The sequence below is a fragment of the Serpentinimonas sp. SSL01 genome, assembly GCF_056323735.1.
Map to the genome: position 1 here is coordinate 1,300,916 of NZ_CM150487.1, position 24,409 is coordinate 1,325,324.

At 62.6% G+C, this 24,409-nt stretch carries 23 protein-coding genes; 14 read left to right on the top strand and 9 right to left on the bottom strand.

The window, feature by feature from the left end:
• Window positions 1-17: 17 nt before the first annotated feature.
• Window positions 18-962 carry a carboxylating nicotinate-nucleotide diphosphorylase gene (gene nadC / locus ACVMK0_RS06175; protein ID WP_082027270.1) on the bottom strand — a complete coding sequence of 315 codons (945 nt, stop codon included), beginning with the start codon at window positions 960-962 and terminating at the stop codon, window positions 18-20.
• A gap of 281 nt (window positions 963-1,243) precedes the next feature.
• Here nadC and panB point away from each other — a divergent pair, with 281 nt between their 5' ends.
• Together panB and panC are read left to right on the top strand one after the other, a co-directional pair.
• Entirely contained in the window at window positions 1,244-2,119 is an 876-nt protein-coding gene (gene panB / locus ACVMK0_RS06180; protein WP_045535774.1) for a 3-methyl-2-oxobutanoate hydroxymethyltransferase, read from the top strand.
• 144 nt (window positions 2,120-2,263) lie between these two features.
• Window positions 2,264-3,127: a pantoate--beta-alanine ligase gene (gene panC / locus ACVMK0_RS06185; protein WP_476463268.1), complete on the top strand. Its 864-nt coding sequence runs from the start codon at window positions 2,264-2,266 to the stop codon at window positions 3,125-3,127.
• Window positions 3,128-3,130: 3 nt separating this feature from the next.
• Here the strand turns inward: panC and ACVMK0_RS06190 are convergent, their stop codons facing one another.
• From ACVMK0_RS06190 to ACVMK0_RS06205, 4 genes are all read right to left on the bottom strand, one after another.
• Window positions 3,131-4,141: an NAD(P)H-dependent glycerol-3-phosphate dehydrogenase gene (locus tag ACVMK0_RS06190; protein WP_250960888.1), complete on the bottom strand. Its 1,011-nt coding sequence runs from the start codon at window positions 4,139-4,141 to the stop codon at window positions 3,131-3,133.
• Between the two features lie 21 nt (window positions 4,142-4,162).
• Window positions 4,163-4,633, bottom strand: coding sequence for a protein-export chaperone SecB (gene secB / locus ACVMK0_RS06195; RefSeq protein ID WP_476463269.1), 471 nt, complete (start codon window positions 4,631-4,633; stop codon window positions 4,163-4,165).
• Between the two features lie 87 nt (window positions 4,634-4,720).
• Window positions 4,721-4,975: a glutaredoxin 3 gene (gene grxC, locus ACVMK0_RS06200; RefSeq protein WP_045535777.1), complete on the bottom strand. Its 255-nt coding sequence runs from the start codon at window positions 4,973-4,975 to the stop codon at window positions 4,721-4,723.
• 22 nt (window positions 4,976-4,997) lie between these two features.
• Window positions 4,998-5,423 (bottom strand): rhodanese-like domain-containing protein, encoded by a 426-nt coding sequence (locus tag ACVMK0_RS06205; RefSeq protein WP_045535778.1) that lies wholly within the window; start codon window positions 5,421-5,423, stop codon window positions 4,998-5,000.
• A gap of 81 nt (window positions 5,424-5,504) precedes the next feature.
• Between ACVMK0_RS06205 and gpmA the strand changes: the two genes are divergently transcribed.
• The 3 genes from gpmA to ACVMK0_RS06220 all read left to right on the top strand — a co-directional run bounded on the left by gpmA (window position 5,505) and on the right by ACVMK0_RS06220 (window position 8,654).
• Window positions 5,505-6,248, top strand: a complete 744-nt coding sequence (gene gpmA / locus ACVMK0_RS06210; protein ID WP_045535779.1) for a 2,3-diphosphoglycerate-dependent phosphoglycerate mutase — start codon at window positions 5,505-5,507, stop codon at window positions 6,246-6,248.
• Window positions 6,249-6,377: 129 nt separating this feature from the next.
• Window positions 6,378-7,844 (top strand): S41 family peptidase, encoded by a 1,467-nt coding sequence (locus tag ACVMK0_RS06215; protein WP_250960889.1) that lies wholly within the window; start codon window positions 6,378-6,380, stop codon window positions 7,842-7,844.
• Between the two features lie 39 nt (window positions 7,845-7,883).
• Window positions 7,884-8,654, top strand: coding sequence for a HesA/MoeB/ThiF family protein (locus tag ACVMK0_RS06220; protein ID WP_045537741.1), 771 nt, complete (start codon window positions 7,884-7,886; stop codon window positions 8,652-8,654).
• Between the two features lie 35 nt (window positions 8,655-8,689).
• Here ACVMK0_RS06220 and folE read toward each other — a convergent pair whose 3' ends face one another.
• From folE to ACVMK0_RS06240, 4 genes are read right to left on the bottom strand one after another with little or no spacing between them, the layout of a single operon-like run.
• Complete coding sequence (folE, locus tag ACVMK0_RS06225; RefSeq protein ID WP_476463270.1) at window positions 8,690-9,415, bottom strand: GTP cyclohydrolase I; 726 nt, start codon at window positions 9,413-9,415, stop codon at window positions 8,690-8,692.
• A gap of 26 nt (window positions 9,416-9,441) precedes the next feature.
• Window positions 9,442-10,677 carry a cardiolipin synthase ClsB gene (gene clsB / locus ACVMK0_RS06230; RefSeq protein ID WP_476463271.1) on the bottom strand — a complete coding sequence of 412 codons (1,236 nt, stop codon included), beginning with the start codon at window positions 10,675-10,677 and terminating at the stop codon, window positions 9,442-9,444.
• Window positions 10,674-11,405 (bottom strand): endonuclease/exonuclease/phosphatase family protein, encoded by a 732-nt coding sequence (locus ACVMK0_RS06235; RefSeq protein ID WP_045535783.1) that lies wholly within the window; start codon window positions 11,403-11,405, stop codon window positions 10,674-10,676. The genes clsB and ACVMK0_RS06235 overlap by 4 nt, the downstream gene beginning before the upstream one ends.
• A gap of 7 nt (window positions 11,406-11,412) precedes the next feature.
• Complete coding sequence (locus ACVMK0_RS06240) at window positions 11,413-11,601, bottom strand: hypothetical protein (protein ID WP_476463272.1); 189 nt, start codon at window positions 11,599-11,601, stop codon at window positions 11,413-11,415.
• Between the two features lie 233 nt (window positions 11,602-11,834).
• On the opposite strand from ACVMK0_RS06240, the gene ACVMK0_RS06245 reads away from it, so the two are divergent.
• The 9 genes from ACVMK0_RS06245 (at window position 11,835) to ACVMK0_RS06285 (ending at window position 24,404) form a co-directional block, all read left to right on the top strand.
• On the top strand, window positions 11,835-12,686 hold the full coding sequence (locus ACVMK0_RS06245) for a flagellin N-terminal helical domain-containing protein (RefSeq protein WP_476463273.1): 852 nt from the start codon (window positions 11,835-11,837) through the stop codon (window positions 12,684-12,686).
• 220 nt (window positions 12,687-12,906) lie between these two features.
• On the top strand, window positions 12,907-14,364 hold the full coding sequence (gene fliD, locus ACVMK0_RS06250; RefSeq protein ID WP_476463274.1) for a flagellar filament capping protein FliD: 1,458 nt from the start codon (window positions 12,907-12,909) through the stop codon (window positions 14,362-14,364).
• Window positions 14,365-14,597: 233 nt separating this feature from the next.
• On the top strand, window positions 14,598-15,452 hold the full coding sequence (locus ACVMK0_RS06255) for a flagellin N-terminal helical domain-containing protein (RefSeq protein WP_476463275.1): 855 nt from the start codon (window positions 14,598-14,600) through the stop codon (window positions 15,450-15,452).
• Window positions 15,453-15,554: 102 nt separating this feature from the next.
• Entirely contained in the window at window positions 15,555-19,277 is a 3,723-nt protein-coding gene (locus ACVMK0_RS06260; protein WP_476463276.1) for a glycosyltransferase, read from the top strand.
• Between the two features lie 2 nt (window positions 19,278-19,279).
• Complete coding sequence (locus ACVMK0_RS06265) at window positions 19,280-19,690, top strand: sugar 3,4-ketoisomerase (RefSeq protein WP_476463277.1); 411 nt, start codon at window positions 19,280-19,282, stop codon at window positions 19,688-19,690.
• Window positions 19,690-20,835 (top strand): DegT/DnrJ/EryC1/StrS family aminotransferase, encoded by a 1,146-nt coding sequence (locus ACVMK0_RS06270; RefSeq protein WP_476463278.1) that lies wholly within the window; start codon window positions 19,690-19,692, stop codon window positions 20,833-20,835. Before ACVMK0_RS06265 ends, ACVMK0_RS06270 begins: the two co-directional genes overlap by 1 nt.
• Before the next feature lie 58 nt (window positions 20,836-20,893).
• On the top strand, window positions 20,894-22,048 hold the full coding sequence (locus ACVMK0_RS06275; RefSeq protein ID WP_476463279.1) for a Gfo/Idh/MocA family protein: 1,155 nt from the start codon (window positions 20,894-20,896) through the stop codon (window positions 22,046-22,048).
• A gap of 33 nt (window positions 22,049-22,081) precedes the next feature.
• The gene (locus ACVMK0_RS06280) at window positions 22,082-23,266 is read left to right on the top strand and encodes an ATP-grasp domain-containing protein (RefSeq protein WP_476463280.1); all 1,185 of its coding nucleotides are present in this window, start codon (window positions 22,082-22,084) and stop codon (window positions 23,264-23,266) included.
• Window positions 23,256-24,404, top strand: a complete 1,149-nt coding sequence (locus ACVMK0_RS06285) for an FkbM family methyltransferase (RefSeq protein ID WP_476463281.1) — start codon at window positions 23,256-23,258, stop codon at window positions 24,402-24,404. Before ACVMK0_RS06280 ends, ACVMK0_RS06285 begins: the two co-directional genes overlap by 11 nt.
• The last annotated feature ends 5 nt before the right edge of the window (window positions 24,405-24,409 follow it).

The window sequence follows — 24,409 nt, forward strand, 5'->3', positions numbered from 1 at the left end:
CCTGCCCTCGAGGCGCGTCAAACCTGCGGCTGCGCCTCGAAGCGCAGCGAGAAATCCACCGCCTTGAGGTCTTTGGTCAGGGCCCCGATGGAGATGCGATCGACCCCGGTTTCGGCCAGCGCGCGCACCGTCTCGAGGTTCACACCACCCGACACCTCCAGCAGCGCCGGCCCGCTGGGGTGGGCGGTGTTGCGGCGCACCGCTTCGCGCAAGGTGGGCAAGTCCATGTTGTCGAGCAAGACCATGCGCGCCCCGGCGGTGAGCGCCTCGTCGAGCTGCGCCAGCGTTTCGACCTCGATCTGCACGAAGCGCACTGTGGCCGCCCCTTGCGCCACCAGCCGCTGCGCCTGCTGCAGCGCCGCCGCCACGCCGCCGACGGCAGCGATGTGGTTTTCTTTGATCAGCACAGCGTCGTACAGCCCGAGGCGGTGGTTGGTGCCCCCGCCGGTGCGCACCGCGTACTTTTGCGCCAGCCGCAAGCCGGGCAGGGTTTTGCGCGTGTCCACGATCTGCGCCCGCGTGCCCGCCACCTGCTGCACAAAGCGCGCGGTCTGCGTGGCCACGGCGCTCAGGGTCTGCAAAAAGTTGAGCGCGGTGCGCTCGGCGCTCAGCAGGGCGCGCGCCCGGCCCTCGAGGCGCAGCACCACCTGGTTGGCGGCGCAGCGCTGGCCTTCGGGCACCAGCCAATGCAGCCGCGCATCGGGGTCGAGCGCCAGCACCGCCGCCTGCACCCACGGCGCACCGCAGAGCACCGCCGCCTCGCGCGCCAGCAAATTCGCACAGGCACGGCGTTCGGGGTCGATCAGGGCGGCGCTCAGGTCGCCAGTGCCCACGTCTTCGGCCAGCGCGCGCGCCACGTCGGCTTGCGCCAGCGCGGCTATGGTGGCGGGGGTGAAGGGGTCGGCGAAAGAACCAGCGAGAGACTTGGGCTCTGGGGTCGGGTCAAGGTTTGGGAGCGTCATAGGCCGAATTGTGCTCCAGAGCGCGGGCGGGTGGCGGGTCTGCCCATTCAAAGCAAAGAAGTCTCTGTGCTGCGTAGATGTTCGCGTTCAAGGCCCATCCGCTGGGGCAGACTTGCGCAGATGGTTGCCCGATCCGGGCTTACCCCAACGCCCCCATCGCTGGACCCCAGACCCCGAAAAATTCCGCCACCAGCCCCAGCCGCGGCAGCGCAAGCCGCCAAGCTCTGATAGACAATAGCTGCCTACCGCCCCCATCCCCCCACGGCCACCCCACCCACACCATGAGCGAAGCCACCGCCAGCACCCCCTACGGCACCTTGCCTGCCGCCTCGCCGCTGCCGCCGCGCAAGCCGGTGAGCCTGCCGCGCCTGCACGAGCTCCGCCAGCGCGGCGAAAAAATCACCATGCTCACCGCCTACGACGCCACCTTTGCCGCAGTGGCTGACAGCGCCGGGGTCGAGTGCCTGCTGGTAGGCGACTCGCTCGGCATGGTCTGCCAGGGCCTGAGCAGCACGGTCGGCGTGACGCTCGACACCATGTGCTACCACACCCAGAGCGTGACGCGCGGGCTGCGCCGGGTGCAGGGCACCGCTTGGGTGATAGGCGATTTGCCCTTTGGCAGCTACCAAGAGTCGCGCGAGCAAGCCATGCGCAGCGCCACAGCCCTGATGCACGCCGGCGCGCACATGGTCAAGCTCGAAGGCGGCGGCTGGACCACCGAGGTGGTGCGCTTTTTGGTCGAGCGCGGCATCCCGGTTTGCGCGCACTTGGGGCTGACGCCGCAAACCGTGCACGCCTTGGGCGGCTATCGGGTGCAAGGGCGCAGCGAAGCCGACGCCGAGCGCCTGCAGGGCCACGCCCGCGATCTGCAAGACGCCGGCGCCAGCATGCTGGTGCTGGAGATGGTGCCCGCCCACTTGGCCAGCGCCATCACGGCGCAACTGGCGCACTGCCACACCATCGGCATCGGCTCGGGCGCGGGCACCGCCGGCCAGGTGCTGGTGATGCACGACATGCTGGGAGTGAACTTGGGCAAGCCGCCCAAGTTTGTACGCAACTTTATGGACGGGCAGCACAGCGTTGCGGCCGCCATGGCGGCCTACGTGCGCGCAGTCAAAGACGGCAGCTTCCCCGACCCCGCCTTGCACGCTTGGTGAGCAAGGGCGGCGCTGCGCCTGTCTGGCGCCCCCTGCAGTTTGCTCCAGGCCCATGCCCGCACGCCTTTGCCGCAACGCCAACCGCCATCCCAAGCCCCCTACCCCGTTCCCCAGCCCCATCCCAAGCCATTTCCCGTCCACCCCATGCGCGTCATCCACCGCTGCTCCGAACTGCGCCAGCACCTGGCACGCTTTGACCGCCCCGCCTTCGTGCCCACCATGGGCAACCTGCACGCCGGCCATCTGGCTTTGGTGCACCGCGCCCGGCCGCTGGGCGACGTGACGGTGGCCAGCATCTTCGTCAACCGCCTGCAGTTTTTGCCCCACGAAGATTTCGACAGCTACCCGCGCACCTTCGAGTCCGACTGCGCGCAGCTCGAAGCCGCCGGTTGCGATGTGCTGTTTGCCCCTACGGAAGCGGAGTTGTATCCGCAGCCGCAGCGCTTCAAGCTGCTGCCGCCGCCCGAGCTGGCCGACATCCTCGAGGGCCAGTTTCGGCCCGGTTTTTTTACCGGCGTGTGCACCGTGGTGCTCAAGCTGTTTGCGCTCGTGTTCGGGCAGAGCAAGGGCGGTGGCCACGCCGTTTTTGGGCAAAAGGACTACCAACAGTGGCTGGTGCTGCGTCAGATGGCGCAGCAGCTGGCCTTGCCGCTGACCCTGCACGCCGGCCCGACCGAGCGCGCCCCCGACGGGCTGGCCCTGAGCTCGCGCAACGCCTACCTGTCGCCGGCCGAGCGCGCCGAGGCGGTGCAGCTCAACCTCGCGCTGCGCCGCTTGGCTGCTGCCGTGTCCGGTGGCGCGACAGACCTGGCGGCGCTGGAGCAGCAAGCCACGGCGCAGCTCAACGGGCGCGGCTGGCAGACCGACTACCTCACGGTGCGCCGCCGCAGCGATTTGCAAGCCCCACAGGGCTCAGACTTGCCGGGTGCGGCCACGGCTGGCCAGCTGGTCGCCCTGGGGGCGGCGCGGCTCGGGCGCACCCGCTTGATCGACAACTGGGAGTTCTGAGCGCTACTCCGGCGTCGGGTCGCGCCCCATGAGCTGCTGCACGGCCTGCGCCGGGCTGATCTGGGCATCGAGCAGCGCCACCACCGCTTGCGTGATCGGCATCTCCACCCCTAGGGCGCGCGCCCGCTGCGCCACCGTGCGCGCGCTGTACACCCCTTCGGCCACGTGACCGAGGGCATCGAGCGCCTGCGCCAGGCTCTGGCCCTGCGCCAGGCGCAGCCCCACTTGGCGGTTGCGGCTCAGGTCGCCGGTGGCGGTGAGCACCAAATCGCCCAAGCCGCTCAGGCCCATGAAGGTTTCGGCGCGCGCGCCCAAAGCCAGCCCCAGGCGCACGGTTTCGGCCAGCCCGCGCGTGATCAGGGCCGCGCGCGCGTTGTGGCCCAGCTGCAGGCCGTCGCACAGGCCGGTGGCAATGGCCAGCACGTTTTTCACTGCGCCGCCCACCTCCACGCCCACCACATCGTCGTTGGCATAAACACGCAATGTGCGGCTGTGCAAAGCCTGCACCAGCCGCTGGCTCACGCGCACCTGCGCGCTGGCGGCCACCAGCGCGGTGGGCGCGCCAGCGGCCACTTCTTTGGCAAAGCTGGGGCCGCTGAGCACGCCCACGGGCAGATCTGGGGCCACTTGCAGCGCGATCTCGTGCCCGAGCAAGCCACTGCCCTGCTCGAAGCCCTTGCACAGCCAGACCACGGGCGCATCGAGCGCGCGCAAACGCTGCAGCAGGCCGCGCAGCGCCGCCATCGGCGTGCCCAGCACGATCAGGTCGTCGGCCGCGCACAGCTGCGCCAAATCGGCTTCGTCGGCCGCGCACAGCTCCAGCGCGTCCGGGAAGGCGCAGCCGGGTAGGTAGCGCGCATTGGCACGCGCCGCATGCATGGCCGCCACCTGCGCCGGGTCGCGCGCCCACAGCCGCACCCGCTGCACCGCGCTGCCCGGAGCGCCGGCGGCGCGCGCCACCGCGATGGCCAGCGCCGTGCCCCAGGCACCGGCCCCCAGCAGGGTGATTTTCATGCCCAGCCTCAGCGCAGCGCTTTACTGCACCGTGGGGGCCGCAGCCGCAGTTGCCGCCTCGCCCTCGCGCGACAGTTGCTGCTCGTACATGCTCTGAAAATTGATCTCGGCCAGATGCACCGGCGCAAAGCCGCCGCGCTGAATCAGGTCGGCCACGTTGCCGCGCAGGTAGGGGTAGATGATCTGCGGGCAGGCGATGCCCAAGATCGGGCCCATCTGCTCTTGGGGCAGGTGGCGCAGCTCAAAAATGCCAGCCTGCTTGGCCTCGACCAGATACAGGGTTTTGTCCTTGATCTTGGTCGTCACGGTGCAGGTCACGGTGACTTCAAACACCCCTTCGGCCAAGGGCTCGGCGGCCACCCCGAGCTGGATGTCGAGCGCCGGCTGCTCTTGCTGCAGCAGGATGTTAGGCGAATTGGGTTGCTCGAGCGAGGCCTCTTTGAGGTAGACGCGCTGAATCTGAAACACCGGAGCGGCAGAGGTATCGGACATGATGGATCTCGTGGTGGAAAAACCCGCTGTGCCTGTCGAGCCTGCAGCGGGCCAGTAAGACGCCCAAACTGGGCAGACCAAGGACAATTATCTCAGCAAGGGCAACAGCCCCCCGCGCGCATCAAGCGCGTGCAAGTCGTCGCAGCCGCCGATGTGCTGGCCGTCGATGAAAATCTGCGGCACGCTGCTGCGCCCGGCGCGCTCGGTCATGGCGGCGCGCAGGTCGGGCCGGCCATCGACCACGATCTCGTCCCACGCCTGCACCCCGCGCGCGCGCAGCAGCGCCTTGGCGCGGTGGCAAAAAGGGCAGTAATCGCTGCTGTAAAGGGTGATTTGGGCCATGTGCAAGCTCCCGGCAGCGCGTTCAGCCCTTGCCCGGCGGCCCTTTGTGCACCGGCAAGGCCGCCGCGCGCCAAGCTCCCATGCCGCCGGCCAGCGTGTGCACTTTCTCGAACCCGAGCTTTTTGGCCACACCCGCAGCGCGTTTGGAGCGGATGCCCGAGGCACACACCAGCAGCAGCGGCGTGGCTTTGTTCTTGATTGTTTGCGACAAGCGCTTTTCCAGCTCGTCCACCGGCACGTGCTTGGCCGAGCCGATGTGCCCGGCGGTGTATTCGTCGAGCGAGCAGACGTCGATCACCGCCGCTTTTTCGCGGTTGATGAGCTGCACCGCCTCGTTGGGCGTGAGGCTGCCGGCACCGCCGCCACCACTCAACATCGGCCACAACAGCAGCGCCAGCGCCGTCACGGCAATCAGCACCAAAACCCAATTTTGCAAAATGAAATCCACGGCAATCCTCAAAACACAAGCAGCTGGTATTTTAGAATCACATCTTCGTCTAGCCCGCCCCACACCCAAGAAATTCCCCCCATGCACAAGCTCGTCCTGATCCGCCACGGCGAATCGACCTGGAACCTCGAAAACCGCTTCACCGGCTGGACCGACGTCGATCTCACCCCCACCGGCGTGGCGCAGGCGCTGGCGGCTGGGCAGTTGCTCAAGGCCGAGGGCTGGGAATTCGACCTTTGCCACACCAGCGTGCTCAAGCGCGCCATCCACACCCTGAACCACTGCCTCGACGCCATGGACCGCGCCTGGCTGCCGGTGCTCAAAGACTGGCGCCTCAACGAGCGCCACTACGGCGCCCTGCAAGGGCTCAACAAGGCCGAAACGGCGCGCCAGTACGGTGAAGCACAGGTGTTGCTGTGGCGGCGCAGCTACGACACCCCGCCACCGCCACTGGCCGCCGACGACGTGCGCAGCGAGCGCACCGACCGCCGCTACACCGCCCTCGCAGCGCACCAAGTGCCCCTGACCGAATGCCTGAAAGACACGGTGGCGCGCATGGTGCCCTACTGGGAGCAGACGCTGGCGCCGGCCATTGCCAGCGGGCAGCGGGTGCTGGTGTCGGCGCACGGCAATTCGATCCGCGCCCTGATCAAGCACCTAGACGGCGTATCCGACGCCGACATCGTGCAGCTCAACATCCCCAACGGCATCCCGCTGGTGTATGAGTTCGACGCCGCGCTGCGCCCGCTGCGGCGCTACTACCTAGGCGACGCCGCTGCGGCCGAAGCCGCAGCCGCCGCCGTGGCGCGCCAAAGCCGTGCCTGATCCGCGCTGGGCCCGGGCACTGCCCCACCCGGTGGCGGTAACGGTTTTTCCCGGGAACGCAATGCGCCCCCCACCCTCCAAGCGCTATAGTGCGCGTTGCGTTGCCCACTGCGGGCAGAGGTTGAGCAAATGGGATACAAATTGAAAGTCGCGGGTTGGATCGCCGTCGGTGCCTTGGCCGGCGCCCTCACCACCATGCAGTTGCAGGCGGTGGCGCGCGGGGCCGTCACGCCACTGCCGTTGGAGCAGTTGCAGCAGTTGGCCGCCGTCTATGGCATCATCAAGAGCGATTTTGTCAAGCCGGTGGACGACACCGAGCTCATCCACGACGCCATCTCGGGCATGGTCTCTGGGCTGGATCCGCACTCGCAATTTTTCGATCCCCAAGAATTCCGCGAATTCCGCGAAGGCACCGCCGGCCGCTTCGTGGGCGTGGGCATCGAAATCTCGATGGAAGACGGGCTCGTCAAGGTGGTCTCGCCGATCGAAGGCTCGCCCGCCTTTCGCGCCGGCCTGATGGCCAACGACCTCATCAGCCAGATCGACGACACCCCGGTGCGCGGCATGACCATCGGTGAGGCGGTGCGGCGCATGCGCGGCGAGCCCAACACCCAGGTGCGCCTGATGATCATGCGGCGCAGCGAAAACCGCAGCTTCAGCGTCACCATCACGCGCCAAGAGATTCGCACCCAGAGCGTGCGCAGCCGCATGATCGAGCCCGGCTTCGCTTGGGTGCGGGTGTCGCAGTTCCAAGAGCGCACGATCGAAGACTTTGCGCGCCAAGTGCAGGCCCTGTACCAGCAAGACCCGCAGCTGCGCGGGCTGGTGCTCGACTTGCGCAACGACCCCGGCGGCCTGCTCGATGCGGCGGTCGCCATGTCGGCCGCCTTCCTGCCCGAAAACGTGGTGGTGGTGAGCACCAACGGCCAGTTGCCCGAGAGCCGCGCCACCTTCCGCGCCGCGCCGCGCTACTACCTGCGCAGCGGCCCCGACCACATCCAGCGCCTGACCGAGGCCACCCAAGGCCGCTTGCGCACCGTGCCGCTGGTGGTGCTGGTCAATGAAGGCTCGGCTTCGGCGAGCGAAATCGTGGCCGGGGCGCTGCAAGACCACCGCCGCGCCACCATCATGGGCAGCCAGACCTTTGGCAAGGGCTCGGTGCAAACCGTGCGCCCGCTCGGTCCCGACACCGCCCTCAAGCTCACCACGGCGCACTACTTCAGTCCCAGCGGCCGCGCCATCCAAGACCGCGGCATCGTGCCCGACCTCTGGCTCTACGAGACCGCCGCCGGCGACGTGCTGGCGGCGCTGCGCCCGCGCCAAGCCGACATCAGCGCCGGCCACAACGGTGCCCCGGCGCGCGAACTCAGCGAAGAAGAACGAGCCCGCGAACGCCAGCGTGAGCAAGAGCGCGAAGCGGCGCGCCAGCGGCTCGAAGAGCAGCAGCGCCTCAACCCCGGGCAGCGCCTGCTGCCCGAGTTCGGCTCGGCCGAAGATTTCCAGCTGCGCCAAGCGCTCAACCACTTGCAAGGCCTGCCGGTGCAGGTGAGCCAGAGCGCACGCGAGCGCCCAGCCGCAGAGCGCAACGCCAACTAAAAGCCACCCACTTTGTCCAACCCAACCGCCCTGCCCGATCTGAGCGACGCGCAGCTGCTGCGCTACTCGCGCCACATTTTGCTCGAGGAATTCGGCATCGCCGGGCAGCAGCGCTTGCTGGCGGCGCATGCCGTGGTGGTGGGGGCGGGTGGGCTGGGTTCGCCGGTGGCGCTGTATCTGGCGGCGGCTGGCGTTGGGCGCATCAGCCTCGTCGATCACGACGCGGTCGATGGCACCAATTTGCAGCGCCAGATTGCCCACACCCAAGAGCGCATCGGCTGGCCCAAGGTGGAATCGGCGGCGCTGGCCATGCGCGCCATCAACCCCGAGCTGCGCATCGACACCTGGGCGCAGCGCGCTGAACCGGCCTTGCTCGATCAGCTGCTGTCATCGGCCGACGTGCTGCTCGATTGCAGCGACAACTTCGCCACCCGCCACACCCTCAACCGCGCCAGCGTGCGCCACCGGGTGCCGCTGGTCTCGGGCGCGGCGATCCGCTTCGACGGCCAATTGGCGGTGTACGACCCGCGCCAACCGGCCTCGCCCTGCTACGCCTGCGTGTTCCCCGAAGCCCAAGCCCCCGAAGAGACGCGCTGCGCCACGCTGGGCGTGCTGGCGCCGCTGGTCGGGCTGGTGGGCTCGATGCAGGCCGCCGAGGCGCTCAAGCTGCTGTCGGGCATGGGCTCGAACTTGGTGGGGCGCCTGCTGCTGCTCGACGCCCTGCGCAGCGATTTTCAGCCGTTGCAGCTGGCGCGCGACCCCGCCTGCCCGGTTTGCGGGGCGGCTGCGGGGCGGCAGCGCGCAGCCTAGGCCATATCCAAGCGGCCGTACCCAAGCAGCCGGGTTTATTTGCAGCGCGAAATCAGCGCCAAAAACTCGCGCCGCAAGTCGCTGTCTTTGAGGAACACGCCGCGCATGACCGAGTTGATCATGCGGCTGTCCATGTCCTTGACGCCGCGCCAAGCCATGCAGTAGTGGCTGGCTTCCATCACGATCGCCAAGCCATCGGGTTGGGTTTTTTCTTGAATCAGGTCGGCCAGTTGCACCACGGCTTCTTCCTGGATTTGCGGCCGCCCCATGACCCATTCGGCCAAGCGGGCGTATTTGGACAGGCCGATGACGTTGGTGTGCTCGTTGGGCAACACCCCGACCCAGATTTGGCCGATCACCGGGCACAGGTGGTGGCTGCAGGCGCTGCGCACGGTGATCGGGCCCACGATCATGAGCTCGTTGAGGTGCTCGGCGTTGGGGAATTCGGTGATCGCCGGGGCGTGCACGTAGCGGCCGGCAAACACCTCTTTGAGGTACATCTTGGCCACGCGGCGCGCGGTTTGGTCGGTGTTGTGGTCGTGCGCGGTGTCGATCACCAAGCTGTCGAGCACACCCTGCATTTTGCCGGTCACTTCGTCGAGCAGGGCCTCGAGTTCGCCGGGCCGCACAAAGTCGGCGATGTTGTCGTTGGCGTGAAAGCGCTTGCGCGCCGCCTGCAGGCGCTGGCGAATCACGACCGACATCGGGGTGCCGGCTTCGCTCTCGGCCGCAGGGGTGGGGGTGGGGGCTTGCATCAGCATGGGCTGCGATCCTATCAGCTTCAAACCTAGTAGCGGTAGCCACCCAAATAAAGCATGGCGCGCATAAGGCCAAACGCCACCCGGTCCAGCAGCCGCTGTTGCCACGGGCGGCTGGCCAGCCGCGCTGCATCGACGCGCTCGCCCGCGTGCGCCATCAGCTCAGCCAAGCGCTCGCGCAGCAAGCTGGCAAAGGCCGCGTCGCGCGTGACCACATTGGCCTCGCGCGTGAGCAGCAGGCTGACCGGGTCGAGGTTGGTCGAGCCCACCGTGGCCCAGCGCTGGTCCACCACCGCCACCTTGGCGTGCAAGGAACTGGGCGCGTACTCAAAAATCTCGATCCCGGCCGCCAGCAACTGGTGATAGACCGGGCGCGCCGCGTGGTATTGCAAAAAACGCTCGTACTTGCCGTGCAGCAGCAGCCGCACCCGCACCCCGCGCTGGGCTGCGCGCACCAGCGCCCGGCGCAGCCGCCGCCCGGGAATGAAGTAGGCGTTGGCGATCACGATCTCGGTGCGCGCCTGCTCGATCGCGGCCAGATAGGCGCGTTCGATGTCGTGCCGGTTGCGCACGTTGTCGCGCAGCAAAAACGCCGCCGCGGCCCCCTGCACCGTCTGCTCCAGCTGCGGTTGCTCGGGATGCACCGGGTGCTCCCACCACGGCCAAGGCTCGGGTTGGGGCAAGCCCGAGCGCAGCGCCTGCCAGGCGGCCCGAAACGCGTGCTGGCGCGCCGAGCTCAGCGCCTGCAGCCGCCACCAGAGCTGCTCCATCGCCTCTTGCATGTCGTCCAGCAACGGCCCGCTGACCTGCAGCGCGTAGTCGAGCCTGGGGGCGCTCAGGCGCCCGAGCAGCACGTCGTCGCGGTCGTCGATCAGGTTGATGCCACCGCAAAAACCCAGCACACCATCGACAATGCACAGCTTGCGGTGCAGGCGGCGCCAGTTGCGCGGCAGCAGCAACCCAATGGGCCCCAAGGGTCGATAAACCCGCCACTGCACCCCGGCCGCTTCGAGCCGGGCGCGCCACTCGGCCGGTGGCTTGGGGGTGCCAAAGGCGTCGGTCACCAGCCGCACCGTGACCCCGCGCTGCGCTGCGCGCTCGAGCGCCTGCGCCACCTGCAGCGCATCGTGCGCAAACTCAAAGATATAGGTTTCCACGTGCACCAGGTGCTGCGCACGGTCGATGGCCTGCGCCATGGCCGCAAACAGCGCTGCGCCGCCTTCGAGCAGGCGCAGCCGGTGACCGGTGCACATGGGGTGCTTCATGGCCAGCCCAGTTCGGCAATCAGCGGCAGGTGGTCCGACATGCTGCGCCAGGCCTTGCCGTGCGGCACCTGCGCGTGCAGCAGGCGCAGGCCGCGCACATACACCCGGTCCAGGTACAGCAGCGGCAGCCGGGCCGGGAAGGTGGGCAGGCGGATGTCCTCGAAGGTGTGCAGGCCCAACAGCGCCATGGGCTTGTGCAGGCGCTGGTCCCAGTCGTTGAAGTCGCCCGCCACCACCAGCGCCTCGTGGTCTGGCACGTGCTGCTGCACAAAGCGCCCCAGCGCCTGCACCTGGCGCGCGCGGCTGGCCGGGATCAGGCTCAGGTGCACCACCACCACATGCACCGGGCGCTGCTGCACCTGCAGCGTGACGTGCAGCATGCCGCGGCGCTCGAAGCGCAGGTCGGTCACGTCGTGGTGGCCGTGGCCCAGCACCGGCCAGCGGCTTAACAGCGCGTTGCCGTGCTCGCCGTGGCGCGTGATCACGTTGCTGCGGTAAACGGCCTCGTAGCCCTCGGGCGCCAAAAAGTTGGCTTGGTCGCCCGCGGGCCAATGGGCAAAGGCGCGCTGCATCTTGCGGTTGACGCCGCGCACCTCTTGCAGGCAGACCAGATCGGCGTCGAACTGCTCGACCGCGTGCACCAGGTTGTGGATTTCGAGCCGGCGCGCCGGGCCTAGGCCTTGTACGCCCTTGTGGATGTTGTAGGTGGCAACGCGCAGCGAATTCATGCCCCAATCATGCCAGCAAAGCGGGTGGGGTCAGGGCCACCGCTAGGGCGTTGACGATCAGGTTATGCCGGTCGGTGGCGCCCACCATGGCATAGACTTGACCGTTGATGTGCTCGTGGCGCCATTCGCTCTGGCGCTCGCCCACCAGGTAATCTTCGGGGCTGATGTGCGGCTTGCGGGCGGGCAGAGGGGGCATGGCACGGGGCTCCTGGGGCGGTGGCGGGGTCGAGCGGTGGCAGATTCAAATTCTGGCTGCAAGCTGTGCTGGGCGCAAGAATATTTGCAATTGCGCACTCAAGTTTACGCGCTCACACCCGAAAACCTACATAACGGACTTGCACAAGGGTTCGTCGTCAAGCCAGCATGGGGTTGGTTTTGACCCTCCGGCTCTGCCGGGGTGATTCGTAACTGCTTCCTAGGAGCTGCATCATGGCCATGACCATCAACACCAACGTCAATTCGCTCACTGCCCAGCGCAACACGATCGCCACCCAGAATTCGCTCGCCACTTCGATGCAGCGGCTCTCATCGGGCTTGCGCGTCAACAGCGCCCGCGACGACGCCGCTGGTTTGGCCATCGCCGACCGCATGAACACCCAAGTGCGCGGCATGAACGTGGCCATCCGCAACGCCAACGACGGCATCTCGCTAGCGCAAACCGCCGAAGGCGGCTTGGCGGTGATTGGCGACATGCTGCAACGCATGCGCGAGCTCTCGGTGCAGGCCATCAACTCCACCAACACCACCGGCGATTTGGGTGCCCTAAACCAAGAGTTCACCCAGTTGCGCGACGAGGTCAACCGCACCATCAGCGCGGTGCAGTTCAACGGCACCAGCCTTTTTACCACCACCAACAACTTCGATTTCCAAGTGGGCGCCAACTCGGGCCAGACCATCACCATCGCTGGTGCGGACCTCAATATCAACGCTGAAGCCGGTGGTATGTCAGGAGTGACGCAAAGCACTGGCGTGGCCTCGGGTCTGGACACCACGACGAACGCGAACAATTCTGACGTGCTCTCGGCGCTCGACACGGCGCTGTCTACCATCAACGCCACCCGCGCCACCTTGGGTGCGGTGCAGAGCCGTTTTGAGAACACGGTCAACTTCTTGCGCTCGTCGGTCGAGAACCAGGCAGCTGCCCGCGGACGCATCATGGACGCCGACTTTGCCTCCGAGACCGCGAACCTGAGCCGCGCCCAAATCTTGCAACAAGCAGGCACCGCCATGATCGCCCAAGCCAACCAGTTGCCACAAGGCGTGCTGGCCCTGCTGCGCTAAAGTCCTAAGCAGCGCGGGGCGCACGGGCAGCGGCGCCCTGCCGCAAGGCCAAGCTCTGCACGGCACCCCCGTGCCGGCCTTGGCCTTGTTGCTTGGTGCCGGTGTGGCCGAAATTGCGCAATCGGCACCGGTTTTTTGGCTTTTCATTTTTGGCGCTCCCTGCTATAAAGGGCAGATTGCGGTTTGTCACCTCCGCCTCCATCCCCCTTAGGAGTTCATCATGGCCCTCTCATCGCCCGGCATTGGCAGCGGCCTCGATGTCAACGCCATCGTCAACCAGTTGGTGGCGCTCGAGCGCCGGCCTATCCAGCAGCTGCAAGCCCAAGCCAGCGGCTTGCAAACGCGCATTTCGGCTTACGCCCGCGTGCGCGCCGACCTCGCCGGCCTGCAAGATGCCGCCAGCCGCCTGCTCGACCCCGGCTTGTGGGGCACACGCAGCTTCAATACCTCCAACAACAACACCGTGAGCGGCAGCGCCACGGCCACGGCCCTGACCGGCAGCTTTGCCGTGCAGGTGGCGCGCTTGGCGCAAACCCAAGGCACGGTCACCAGTGCGCGCGCCGCCGACAGCCCCATAGGCGAAGCCGGTACGCTCGAAATACGCACCGGCACCTGGAATGGCAACAGCTTTGCCGGCGGCGCGCCGGTGGCGGTGGCGGTGCAGGCCGGCGACACCCTGAGCACCCTGGCCAGCCGCATCAACAACACGGCCAATGCCGGCGTGAGCGCCATCGTGGTGCGCAGCGGCGGCCAAGAGCAGCTCTTGTTGCGCGGCAGCAACACGGGCGCGGCGGCTGGTTTTGAGGTGCGTGCACTCAACGCCGGCGGCGCCGCCGTGACCGACGGCACGAGCGCACTGGGCAGCTTCAATCACTTTCACAGCGGCACCGCCTTGGTGGGCATGAGCCGCACGCAGGATGCGCTCGACGCCCAGTTCAGCATCGACGGCATCGCGCTCAACTCGCCCACCAACACCGTGCGCGACCCGGTGCCCGGCGTCACGCTCAACCTGCAGGCCACCACCACCGCCAGCCTGCCCGGCAGCGCAGCCACGGCTGTGCAGGTGAGCGTGCAAGCCAACCACACCGTGGTGCGCGAAGCGATCGAGAACTTTCGCACCGCCTTCAACCGCATCAGCGCCACCCTGGCCGAGCTCACCCGGGTGGACCCGGGCGGAAGCAACAACGGCCCATTGCAAGGCGACTCAACCGCCATCGGGCTGCAAAACATGCTGCGCCAGATGGTGGGCAGCCCGGGCGGGCCCACGGGTGCGGCCCTGGGCCGCTTGAGCGACATGGGGCTGCAACTGCAGCGCGACGGCAGCCTGAGCAGCAACGCCACGCGGCTCGACGCCGCGCTGCAAAACCCAGCCGCCTTGCGCAGCCTGCTCACCGACACCGCCGGCGCAGACAACGCCGGCGGCGTGGCACGGCGCTTGCGCGACTTTGCCATGGCCGCCAACGGCATCCAAGGCGCCGTGAGCGGGCGCAACACCGCCTTGCAAGCCAGCGCCGAGCGCAAGCAAGACCGCATCGAACAGATGGAAGAGCGCCTGGTGCGCACCCGCGCCAACCTGTTGGCGCAGTACAGCCGGCTCGACAACTCGCTGGGCGCCATCAACGGCTTGGGCAGTTTTGTGTCCCAGCAGCTGGCGCAGTGGAACCGCAACACCAGCTGACACGCTGAGCCCACCGCGCCTGTGTGGTTGCAGCTGCCCACAGGGCGCGCTTTAAGCCCGGCGGCGCTTAAACGCCCGTTAAGCCCAACCATTGCCCCGTTTATCGGGGTTTTGTTTTTTTGCACCGGATGAACAATTCGGCCATCACCCGGTGAGCCTGCACAGCGCCCTAAAAAGCAGCTCCTGCCGAGTGGATTGATAACGCCCGTCGATCCTTTTCTTGGAGAGCTTTCATGGCCATGACCATCAACACCAACGTCAATTCGCTCACTGCCCAGCGAAACGCGATCACCACGCAAAACTCGCTCGCCGTCTCGATGCAGCGGCTCTCATCGGGCCTGCGTGTCAACAGCGCCCGCGATGACGCCGCTGGTTTGGCCATCGCCGACCGCATGAACACCCAGGTGCGCGGCATGAACGTGGCCATCCGCAACGCCAACGACGGCATTTCCATGGCTCAAGTGGCCGAAGGCGGCTTGGCGGTGATTGGCGACATGCTGCAGCGCATGCGTGAGCTCGCGGTGCAGGCCATCAACTCCACCAACACCACCGGCGATTTGGGTGCCCTGAACCAAGAGTTCACCCAGTTGCGCAACGAGGTCAACCGCACCATCAGCGCGGTGCAGTTCAACGGCACCAGCCTTTTTACCACCGACACCGATTTCGCCTTCCAAGTGGGCGCCAACTCGGGCCAGACCATCACCATCGCTGGTTCGGCCCTCAATATCAATAATGCTACCGGTGATATGTCAGGAGTGACGCAAGATGGTGGCGGGGCCACGGGTCTGGACACCACGACGAACGCGAACAATTCTGACGTGCTCTCGGCGCTTGACACGGCGCTGTCTACCATCAACGCCACCCGTGCCACCCTGGGCGCGGTGCAGAGCCGGTTCGAAAACGCCATCAACTTCTTGCGCACCGCTGTCGAGAACCAGTCTGCCGCCCGCGGTCGCATCATGGACGCCGACTTTGCCGCCGAGACCTCCAACCTGAGCCGTGCGCAAATCTTGCAGCAGGCTGGCACTGCTATGATTGCCCAGGCCAACCAGCTGCCCCAGGGCGTGTTGCGGTTGCTGCAGGGCTGACGGGGGGCTGCGGTTTTCTCGCCCACTGGGGGGGCCTTGAGGACACTGGGTTGATGCGCAGTGTGCGTGGGCCTCAGGCTTATTGTTTGGATGCACGCATTTATGGATAAAACAGTCCTGCCACGCCTGCTCGATCTGCCCAATGGTGCATCGTGCTACCGCGTTTCGGCTCACCCTTATTACATCGTCGCCCCCGATCATGCTGAAAGCTCAGCGGGCGTGCGATTGCTGCACGAATTGTGCAGCCTGCTTAACCAGCTCGGCTACCCTGCTTTCATCACAGCGGCGCGCACCCATGGTGCGCTGTGGACGCCGCAACTCACCCCCGCCATCCAGCGGGCGCACTGGCAGGCGCGCCAAGTGCCGATCGTGGTCTATCCAGAGGTGTCGGCCAGTCATTCCCTAGAGTTGGGTTTGGCCGTGCGCTTTGTCATGTATTACCCCGGTGTTTTTGGGCAGGGGCCCAAAACCTTTGACCCTAGCACTCTGATCTTTGCTTATAACCCCTATTTCTATCCGGGCGCGCCCACCTTAGAACTCCCGACCATTGATACCACGCTGTTTTGCCCTGCGCCCGAGCAGACGCCGCGAGATTTGGTGCTGTACTACTACAACCGCTACACCGGCAAAGTGCGCGATTTTGGCCCTGACGCCGTCGAAATCTCACCAAAAAAACCCAAAACGCTCGCCGAAACAGCGGCCCTGTACCGTCGCGCTAAGGTGCTGTACACCTACGAAGGCACAACCGCCACGCTTGAAGCCCGCCTCTGTGGCTGCCCGGTGGTGCATTTGCCCAACGAGCAAAATTTACCCAAATTTGAACCGATCTTCAACTACTGGGGCCAGAGCGGCCAGTCTTGGGGCGAAGACCCGGCCGATGTGCAACGCGCACACGACACCGTGCAACTTTTTGCAAGTGAATACGCCCAGCGCATGGCCAACTGGCGCCAAGACGTGCTGCGCTTCATCGAAACCACCCAAGCCGCCGCCAGCGCCCTGCCCTTTGAGCGCGCTTGGCCCCAAGCCACCATCGACCGCCTGCCCGGCGCCTACACCCAAGCCGCCGATTTGGCCGCACGCGCCGACCGTCTGCATTGGCAGGCCGTGCACAAACAATACGCCCAGTGGTGCCAGCGCAGCACGCTGCGCGAGATCGACGCCGAGATTTACGCCGAACACCTTGCTGCCGGACGGGTGCAGCCGCTGAGCGTGCTTATCGACCAGCGCGGTGCCAGCATCGACGCACTGGCCGACACGCTCGACAGCCTAGGCCTGTGCCTGGGCCAGCCGGCGCAGTTGCACATCGTGGCGCACGAGCCGGCTCCGGCGGCCTTGGCCGACGCCCCCGGCGTGGTTTGGCACCAGCTAGCGGCTGGCGGCTCTTTGGCGGCCCTCGAGCTTCCCAGCGCCTGGACGCTGCTGCTGCGCAGCGGCACGCAGTTGAGCCCCCAAGCCCTGATGGAATGGGGCCTAGCACCTGCGCAGTTCCCCCAAGCCCGGCTCATCTACGCCGACGAAGACCAAGCCCATCCCGACGAGCAGCAGCGCTACCCTTTTTTCAAGCCCGACGCCAACATTGAGCTGCTGCGTTGCATCAACTACCTCGGCCCAGCCGTGGCAGTGCACACCCACACTTGGCAGCAACTCGGCGCGCCGTTGCCGAGTGCCGAGCTGTACGCAGCGGCGCTGGCGCTGCTGCAGCAGCACGGTCGCGCGGCGCTTGGCCACATCAGCACCGTGCTGGCGCACGCCGCGCCTGGCGCCACCACAGCAGCCGAAGAAGCGCGCGAGTTCGACGCCGCCCAGGCCCTGCTCGTACCCGCCGTGGCCACGCGCCTGCAGCCCCTGCCGCGCTTGGGCACCTGGTTGCCCGAGCACGCGCTGCAGGGCCAGCCGCTGGTGTCGCTGGTGGTGCCCAGCGGCTTGCAAACCGGCTATCTGCGCTGCCTTCTGCAAGCCACCGCCAAGCTCGACGACCTGCCGCTGCACGAAGTGATCGTGGTCTGCCAGCAGGCGCAGGCCGACGAAGTGGCGCGCGCTAGCGAGGGTGTGGTGAGCGTGCCCCTGCACTGCATCACCCTGCCCGATGGCGAGTACCAGCATGCCACCGCGCTCAACGCCGGCGTGGCGCGCGCCAGCGGCGAGTTTGTGCTGGTCTGCGACGACGACACCGAAGCGCTGCACGCCGGCTGGCTGGCACGGCTGGTCGCCATAGCGCAGCAAAGCGACGTCGGTCTGGTGGCGCCGCGCCTGCTCTCAAGCAAAGAGCGCGACCCCAAGGTGGTGGGCGGCCCGGTCTTTCTGGGCATCCAAGGGCTGGCCGCGAGCTACTGTGGCGAGCAACAGTGGCTAGACGAAGCCGGGGTCTATTCGCGCCTGCAGCTGACGCAAGACTGCAGCGCCGTGGCCGGCCACTGCTTTGTGCTGCGCAAAGCGCACTGGGAGCGCGTGGGTGGTCTGCGCGCCGAGCGCTACCCGCTCTACTTGCCAGTGCTCGACTTGTGCCTGCGTTTGGGCGCGCTCGGGCTGCGCCACGTCTGGACGCCCTTGAGCAACTGGGTGCACCACGGCGGCAAAACGCTCGAGCAGCGCCGCCACGACATCCACGACCGCGTGCGCTTAATGGACCAAGAACTGGCCGAACGCCAGCAGATGCTCGCCGACTGGGCGGCCGAGCTGGCGCACGACCCCAATTACAACCGGCAGTTGTCGCTGTTCAAACCTTTTGACATCGAAGCGCACATCGTGATCGACTGGAACCCGCAGCGGCGCGACCGACCGCGGGTGCTGGCGCTGCCGCTGCGCAGCGGGGCCGGCCAGTACCGGGTGGTCGAGCCGCTCAACGCGTTGCAAGACGCTGGGCTGGTGCAAAGCTGCGTCGTCATGCCCATGCCCAAAGGGGCCAGCCGGGTGCTGCAGCCGCTCGAGCTGCGCCGCGCCGAACCCGACCTGCTGGTGCTGCAACACTCGGTGGACGACGCCCAGCTCAGCCAAGTGCGCCACTTCAAAAGCGCTGCCCCGAGCATACCCATCGTGCAGATGGTCGATGACCTGCTAGGCGAAGTGCCCGACAAGCACCCCAACCGCGTGTTCCAGAGCCGCGAAGGGCACCAGCGCATGGTACAAGCCCTGCGTGCCAGCGACCGCCTGATCGTCACCACAGCAGCGCTGCAACAGCACTATGGGCAATACCTGAGCGATGTGCGGTTGGTGCCCAACAGCCTCGATACGCAGTGGTTCGGGCTCGAGCCCAAGCGCAACCCGCCGGGAGCGCGGCTGCGCGTGGGCTGGGTAGGGGCTGGCCAGCACCAGGGCGACCTGGAACAGATTGAGCCCATCGTGGCCGAGTTTGCACACGAGGTCGATTGGGTGTTCATGGGTATGTGCACCGACGGCATCCGACCCCACCTCAAAGAATTTCACGGCTTCGTCTCCATCGCCGACTACCCGGCCAAAATGGCCAGCTTGGGGCTGGACATTGCGATCGCACCGCTCGAAGACAACCTGTTTAACCGCTGCAAGAGCAACCTGCGCCTGCTTGAGTACGGCGCCATGGGCTGGGCGGTGGCGTGCTCCGACGTCGCCACCTACCACACCGACGCGCCACCAGTGCTGCACTGCGCCAGCCTCGACGACTGGCGCGCCGCGCTGCGCCGCCTCATCGACCAGCCCGATGAGCGCGCGCGCTTAGGTGCAGCCTTGCACCAGTGGGTACGGCGCCACTACGCCTTGCGCGGCCTAGAGCAGCGCTGGTTTGAGGCGCTGTTTGCCCAGAGCACACAATCCAATCTGGAAAACACGATTCAATCTGAACGAGTGGAGTAGCCATGAGCATTGAAGATTGCAAAATCATCGAATTACCTAAAATCAATGATCCGCGTGGCAATCTGTCGGTCATTGAAGGCTCAAAGCACATACCGTTTGACATCAGACGAGTCTTTTATCTCTACGATGTACCCGGCGGTGCTGAGCGCGGTGGTCATGCGCACAAGAATCTTTCTCAACTGATCGTGGCAATCTCTGGGAGCTTTGACATAGAGCTAAGTGATGGCCGGGAGAAGAAGCGGTTTCACTTGTGTCGATCTTATTACGGGCTGTATATTTGCCCTATGATATGGGGTGGAATGGATAACTTTTCGACCAATTCAGTATGCCTGGTGCTGGCTTCGCACAATTTCGATGAAAACGACTACTATCGTGACTACGCAGATTATATGCGTGCCAAATGGGCAAGCTAATGCAAGTTCCATTTCTAGACTTACGCGCCAGCTACCTCGAGCTCAAGGCTGAGATCGATCTGGCGATTGAGCGCGTTCTGAACAGCGGCCACTACATATTGGGCCCAGAGCTAAGCAGCTTTGAAAGCCATTTTGCCACCTACTGCGGCGCAAACGAAGGAGTAGGCGTCGCCAACGGTTTAGACGCGCTGTATCTTACATTGCTGGCCATGGGCGTAGGTGCAGGCGACGAGGTTATTGTACCAAGCAACACCTATATTGCCACGTGGCTTGCAGTCAGCCAGTGCGGTGCCATTCCTATACCTGTGGAGCCCGACGAGCGCACCTACAACATCGATCCCTCGCGGATTGAAGCTGCCATCAGCAAAAAAACCAAGGTTATCCTACCGGTGCACTTGTACGGACAGCCTGCGGACCTTGATCCGATTCTAACCATAGCCAAAGCCCACGGTTTGCGTGTGCTAGAAGACGCAGCCCAAGCGCATGGAGCGCGCTACAAGGGAACCCGGATCGGTTCACATGGCGATGCAGTAGCCTGGAGCTTTTATCCAAGCAAAAACCTAGGCGCCCTAGGTGACGCCGGTGCTGTCACCACCAACGACCCAGAACTGGCTGACCGACTTCGGGTGCTGCGCAATTATGGCTCACGGGTTAAATACATCAACGAAGTTCACGGCATCAATAGCCGACTCGACCCGATGCAAGCAGCAATTCTCAATGTCAAACTCAAGCACTTGGATGCCTGGAACGACCGCCGCAAAGCCACAGCCAAATACTATCTTGACCATCTGGAGCAATCAGGCCTGATATTACCAACTGTTCCTGAATGGGCCGATCCGGTTTGGCATTTGTTTGTGGTGCGACACCCATTACGCGATCAAATCGCAAGCAAACTCAAAGAACAGGATGTAGCGACACAAATCCACTATCCAATACCGCCATTTCAACAACAAGCCTATGGTCTCAAGGGCTTAAGCCGTTACGAGTTGCCCATAGCATCAATAAGCGCCGAGCAAGTTTTAAGTTTGCCGATTGGGCCGCACCAGACCACACTTCAAAGCCAGCGCATAATACATACTCTAAAAGAGCTTATGCACAGTCCGACCGCTCTAAGACCCAGCACAGAGCAACTTCCTCGCCTGTAAAAAAACAACACTTTCTTAGAATTTCAAACCAAAACAAACTGTATAGGATGAAACAACAATGGACCTCATAGTCAATCCTAATAATATAATTAAAGTTGCCATGGTCGGAGGGGGTTTTGATTCGGCAGTAGGACGCACGCATCGTGCAGCTATCGCCATCGATCAGAGATATGATTTGATTGCTGGGAGCTTCAGCAGAGATTATAACAAGTGTAAAGCAACAGCATCTCATTATGGGGTTGATCAACATAGAGCTTACACCAATTTAACAGAGCTGCTCGAGCATGAAATAGGGAGTCTTGACGCTGTAATTATTGCAACCCCTCAAGACCAACATTGGCAACAGGTGATGGCTTGTCTTGAAGCAAAAATTCCAGTTATATGCGAAAAAGCTCTCACAACAACATCCACCGAAGCAATTAAAATTCAAGAAAAACTATTAGAAAAAAATGGATTTCTCGCTGTAACGTACAACTATACTGGCTATCCAATGATTCGAGAGCTAAAGAGCATGATTTCATCAGGAATGCTTGGCAGAATCCAACAGGTTCAAATGGAGATGCCCCAAGAAGGCTTCGCGAGAGTCGCTGAGGACGGAACCCCTTTAAAACCGCAACCATGGCGCCTGCATGACGGCGATGTACCAACTTTATACCTAGATCTCGCAGTACATTTGCATATGCTGGCTCGCTTTCTATTTGGCGCAAAACCGGTAGATGTAGCTGCCATGTCCTCATCCAATGGAAATTTCCCGAATGTCATAGACAGCGCACAATGCTTGGTGCGTTACTCTGATGGAATCCATTGCGGAATCTGGTTCAGCAAGGCAGCATTAGGATATCGAAACGGACTGCGTCTTAGGATATTTGGCGACAAGGGGGCCGTGGAATGGTTACAAGAAAATCCCGAGCATCTACAATACGCCAACAACAAAGGTACGAAATATATTATTGATCGCTCATCACAGGAGGTTCAAATTGCCAACAAAGCTCGCTACCAGCGATTTAAAGCAGGACATCCTGCCGGATTTATTGAAGCTTTCTCCAACTACTATTATGATATAGCCGACGCACTTTTGAATTTCAAGCGTACTGGCGAAACAGTATTTGGCGAATATGTTTTTGGCGCATCAGAGTCAATTGAAGGCCTCAAGCTGCTAGAGGCAATTGCTTTGGCCGGAAAAAACAAGAAGTGGGAGCCGGTGGCTATCTAATGATTTCAAATCAATCTAACTAAAGACGAACACATGAAGCGCGCACTTTTAGTTGGCAGCAGTTTTAGTGCAGCCCCCATTTTTTTTCTTTTAAAAAAAAGAGGAATTCATGTGTCAGTATGTGGCCGCCTAAAGTCAGACCCTTGCCATCAATATTCGGACGCATCGTTCTATATTGACTATTCAAACCGCGATGCGCTTCTGCGATTAGTAGAATCAGAAAAGTTCGATTACATTGTACCCACCTGCAACGATTATTCATACATGTCGTGCGCTTGGTTTGCCAAGCAATGGGGCTACTCAGGTTTTGATGGTTTTGATGTGGCATCAATAATCCACAACAAAAACAAATTTAGACTATTTACTCAGCAATACAGCCTTCCTGCACCGCGTGCCAACTGGCAAAATGGCGACGCGCCAATTGATGTAAGCGGCCTGAAGTACCCACTTCTTGTGAAGCCGGTAGATAGTTTCAGTGGTCGAGGTGTCACCAAAGTGTTGGACGTGTCGCAGATTGAAGTCGCAGTGGAGGCGGCGCGCCAAGCTTCTCGCAGCAGAGAAATCGTTCTAGAAGAGTTCGTCGATGGTGCTTTACACAGTCACTCAGCATTTATTCACGACCAAGAAATTGTAGTCGATTTTTTTGTTGACGAATTTTGCACTGTGTATCCATATCAAGTCAACTGCTCCAATCATCCTTCTCGGCTTGCTACCACCATTCAAGGTTCAGTTAGAGCGACGATGTTGCAAGTGGTCAAGCTACTCGGCCTCCAGGATGGTTTGCTCCACACGCAGTTTATGGTCAAAGGAGACCAGTACTGGATCATTGAATGCATGCGCCGCTGTCCGGGTGATCTGTATGGAAGTCTTATCGAGCGATCGACCGCTAGTAGGTACATGGATTACTACGTGCGTCCGTTCATAGGAGAAGTTATCTCTTGCTCATCCAAAACAGAAGTGTACAAACCGATCGGGCGACACACCATCTCCGCACAGAATCCGATGGCGACCTACACTTTTACGCACACCATTCCCGCATCCCGCGTACAAATAACACCTCTAAAGAACAGCGGTGAGCGTATGGAAGCCGCTCCATTCGATAAGTTAGCAATTTTGTTTGCAGAATTCCAAGATGAATCGACTATGCTGGAGGTGACTCCACGTTTTGCTGAGTTTGTCTGCATTGAATCCTTAGAAGGAGTCTATCTTGAAAACTGAGCCAAACACAGATCGCGCCGTAACCTCAATACAGAAATCAATTAGCAAGTTGATTTACGAACCACGGACTGAAGACATGCAGCACAAAATAGCTAACGTCTTTTGCTCTGAATTTTCAGCTCAGTCATCGCGCCCCAAATATATTTTTGGCATTACCGTTTATACCTGCAGCGTACTCGATCACATCAAGGTCGACGGCATCATAGACGATTTCACCAGCGAGATCGTGTTTCAGGGTATTCCTATCCTTAAAACCAAGGACATTGAGGCTAATGCGCTTGTATTGAATACTGCTTGCTTTAAGCCGCTGACGGTTAAAAAAAAGCTCGACGAGCTTGGCCTGCAAAATCTTGACTATTTTTCTTTTCTGAAATACTCTGGTTTTCCGGCTTTAAGGCCTATTACATGGAACGAAACGTTCGCTGATGATTTTCGCTCTTACACAGTCAATTACGAGTGGATTCACGACCTATTTGCCGATGAAGCGTCACGCACAATATTTCGCAAACTAATTAATTTCCGCCTCAATTTCAATTTGGATGATCTGCAGGGATTTAGTTCACGTGAGCGGGAGCAATACTTCGAAGATTTTTTGCAACTGGCACTTGCTGGAGAGACGTTCATTGATGTCGGTGGCTTCAACGGCTACAACAGCCTAGAATTTATCAAACGCTGCCCACAGTACAGCGCCATCCACCTTTTTGAGCCCGAGCCTGAAAACTACCTGAAGTGCATGCAACAATTGCAAGGCAGACCCAATATCTACTGCCATGCGCATGGTCTGTCTGATAAAAAATCTTTGTTGTGTTTCGAGTCATCGGGTTCGTCCTCGAAAATATCTTCAAAAGGCTCGATACAAATTGAGATTGAGCGGCTCGACGACGTGCTACAGGACAAGTTCAAACCAACACTTATCAAAATGGATATTGAAGGTGCTGAATTGCTGGCGATCGAAGGCGCGAAGCACACCATCATGACCTACCATCCGCGGCTTGCGATCTGCGTCTATCACAACGCTGGCGATTTTTGGCGCGTGCCACAAAAGATACTCGCACTGCGTAAAGATTACCGCATCTACCTGCGCCACTACTCGGAATCCATCTACGAAACAGTAATGTTTTTTATTCCGATTAAATAGGATCT